The organism is Microcoleus sp. BR0-C5 (genome assembly GCF_036705045.1).
GTDB lineage: Bacteria > Cyanobacteriota > Cyanobacteriia > Cyanobacteriales > Microcoleaceae > Microcoleus.
The window spans coordinates 1-2797 of sequence record NZ_JAUBTR010000166.1; the positions used below are offsets into that span (position 1 = coordinate 1).

The window sequence follows — 2797 nt, forward strand, 5'->3', positions numbered from 1 at the left end:
GAATTTATTTCCCTCCCCAGTTCGCATCAACATTCAAATCGGGACAAAATTATGAGCTTACAACTACGCCTATTTGGTGGCAATTCAGATGCTGGAAAACTTACTGCCAGCAACGACGGCGGACACGCAATTGACAAGTCTAAGGTTTTAGCAAGCACTGACGCAAGCGTTATCACACCGCTAAATCCTGGTAACTTTTCCAGTATCCGTAGTGTTCCCGTTGTGCCAGCACCGCGTTACTTTACCAAGGAAGAAGCAGATTCAGTGAAGGACTTGGCAAAGGAAAAAACCGACGGCGCAAAACAGTCTAAACGCGCCTATGAAGCACTGGCAAAAGTTGAAGAAGCCGATGCTAAAGTTCACCGTCATCACCGCAAATACGAAGGTGTTGTCGCCGATAATGAACTGGGTAAAAAGCGCTCGGACACTCGACTAGCTAAGCACTTGCACAGTCTGCGGCCCGGTTATGCCCGACTGGGTTTAGGGATTGATAAGGCTGACAGCGATGCCCGTACTCGCATTGATGCGATTAAAGCCCAACTCACGGGAGGGACTAACTAAATGAAAGCGATGTATCTGGCAAATTACTTCGTTGCCGGGTGCGTCGCTTTCTCCCTTCTGGGGTGGATAGCGAGTCTGCATCCGATGGCAATGAAAGCCGTTTTATTTCTGTTAGCAGCAATTGCAATCGCTTGGGGGCTGAGTTGGTTGCTTGACTACTCTCTGAGCAAGTTGATTAAGATTTCAGTGGCTGATTTACAAGCGCTTTTAATTGGCGGTTTAGCGATGCTGTTGATTGGTTTGGGAGTGTTTCTATGCAGCTAAAACTGTTTGTATTGAGTGCGTCCTCTGTCGTGTTGTGGTTGGTTCCACTAGCAGCACTAGACAAAAAGCTAGACAGTCACAAGGCGTTGCAAGGGGTGAGTCTATGCGCTGCGATTGCTTGTGCAGTGTCGGCTGGCAACATCGCCCGCAAACTGTCTGAGCAAGGGGAGATTGAGGCAATTAAAGAGCGGGCTATCACCGCCGATGTGATTGATGAAATCTCGACAAGCGCTTACATTTCACAGCACCAAAGACAGCAGGAGGCAGAACAAATCCTGAACCCGCGCGAACAGCTAGAACGGCTGCTAGCACTGACTTACGACGGGGAGGAAGCATCAGAACCGATCGCCCAAAAACAACTAGCTGAGAACGACTCTGAACGGCTCGGAAACGAACGCGCCGAACGAGCGCTGCAACTTAAGGCTAAGGGATGGGGCAAAGCGAAAATCATCCTTGAAATTTGGGGAGTTAGCAAGGGAGGTTCACCAAAGTATAAGGCTGCCGAGGCTGAGTATAAGCGCTTAGTTGAGGATGCTCAAGAAAGTTAGTTCCAGCACGTATGTAGAATATCGGAAACCCGTAGGGTTTCCTGTGGTTGCGATACATATCCCGTTTTGCATCCACTGCTAAAATAAGTGCAAGTGATTCTCCCAAATAATAGAACCAAGGTTTGTGGCGAACAAGGGAAGTAAAGAGAATCATAGGCAATGGGATTGATAACGACGCCACTGATAGCCGGAGCTCCCTGCCACAATATTTCTGTCTACCCTCAAACGGCAATCAAGGATAGGCGACTAAAGCCAGTCGCCTATATTTTCTAATGGCTTAAAACTATACACACAGCAAAAAACCGCTCTCTTTAAGTTTTGGCGACTGCAAGAACGGCTTCATTGCTGACTTACTCAAAAGTAAAATCATCATGTCCTCCAATAATAACTCGAACAACGGGCAAACTTCAAGCACCCCCAAAAAATTTGATATCCGCGACCATCTCGACAAACTGGAACCAGGTAAAGCCAAAAATTACTACATTTGCCCTGTTTGCGAGGGTCACAGTTTAGGAATTAACTCCAAGAACGGCAAGTACCAATGCTGGACGAACGCTTGCTCGACCGCTGATATTCGGGAAGCTATCCGACCACTGGCTGAATTTTTAGCAGAGTGTGAGGAAGAAAATCTCAAGCAACAGGCAAGTAAACCACAGGCATCGAAGCCAAGAGCCAAAAAGAAAGAATACCGACCCGTACCAGTTCCGATCGGCGCGAAACTTCTGAGATTACCCGCACCCGGAAAACCACCTTGCACCGAACAACCCAAATACGTTCCCAAAGGCGTTCCAGACAGTGCCACACAAATCACCTACGCCTACAGCGACACTCAAAAGGTTTTGCGGTTTGATTGGCCCGATGCAAGTAAACCAAAGGGACGCGACAAAACTTGCCGCCAAATTCACATAGACCCTAGCGGCAAGGAAGTTTGGAGCAAGGGCGATACTTGCTGGCCAGCATATCGGATTGATGAAGTTGTCGAACTACTAGAAGCACTACCAGACGGCGAACCCGTTCTCGTTTTGATGCTTGAAGGGGAAGACAACGTAGACCGTGCCAGAAGTATCAGTCTTGCAGGACTAACACCGCAAGGTTCCAATTGGAGCCATCCCGAAATTCAGGTAATAATCGAAACTCTGCAAGCGACAGGCAAAAACGTCAGTGTTGCAGTGTTGCGCGATAACGATGACGCAGGTATCAAGAAGGGTCAAGAAGTTTGGCTGGTTGCCCGGCACGTCCAATTCCCTTGCGTGGTTGTTGACCCGCGTGTCATTTACCCAGATATTCCAGATGCGGGAGACATCCGAGAAATCTTGGAAGCCATAGATAGCGAGGAATTCATCAGGCGGGTAGAGGAAGCAGTCAACGACGCTGCAACGGAATTAATTACTTCTATTTCTCTAACTCCTCACCCGCGTACGCGA

The 2797-nt window shown here is 48.4% G+C and carries 3 protein-coding genes and 1 pseudogene; all 4 read left to right on the forward strand.

What is annotated here, in order from left to right:
• The coding region (locus tag QUB08_RS31550; RefSeq protein ID WP_333230196.1) for a hypothetical protein at positions 1–561 on the forward strand (561 nt) is incomplete at its 5' end.
• Complete coding sequence (locus QUB08_RS31555; protein WP_333230198.1) at positions 562–825, forward strand: hypothetical protein; 264 nt, start codon at positions 562–564, stop codon at positions 823–825.
• Positions 816–1373 carry a hypothetical protein gene (locus QUB08_RS31560; RefSeq protein WP_333230200.1) on the forward strand — a complete coding sequence of 186 codons (558 nt, stop codon included), beginning with the start codon at positions 816–818 and terminating at the stop codon, positions 1371–1373. The genes QUB08_RS31555 and QUB08_RS31560 overlap by 10 nt, the downstream gene beginning before the upstream one ends.
• A 371-nt stretch (positions 1374–1744) precedes the next feature.
• A pseudogene (locus QUB08_RS31565) lies at positions 1745–2797 on the forward strand (DUF5906 domain-containing protein); the annotation flags it as partial.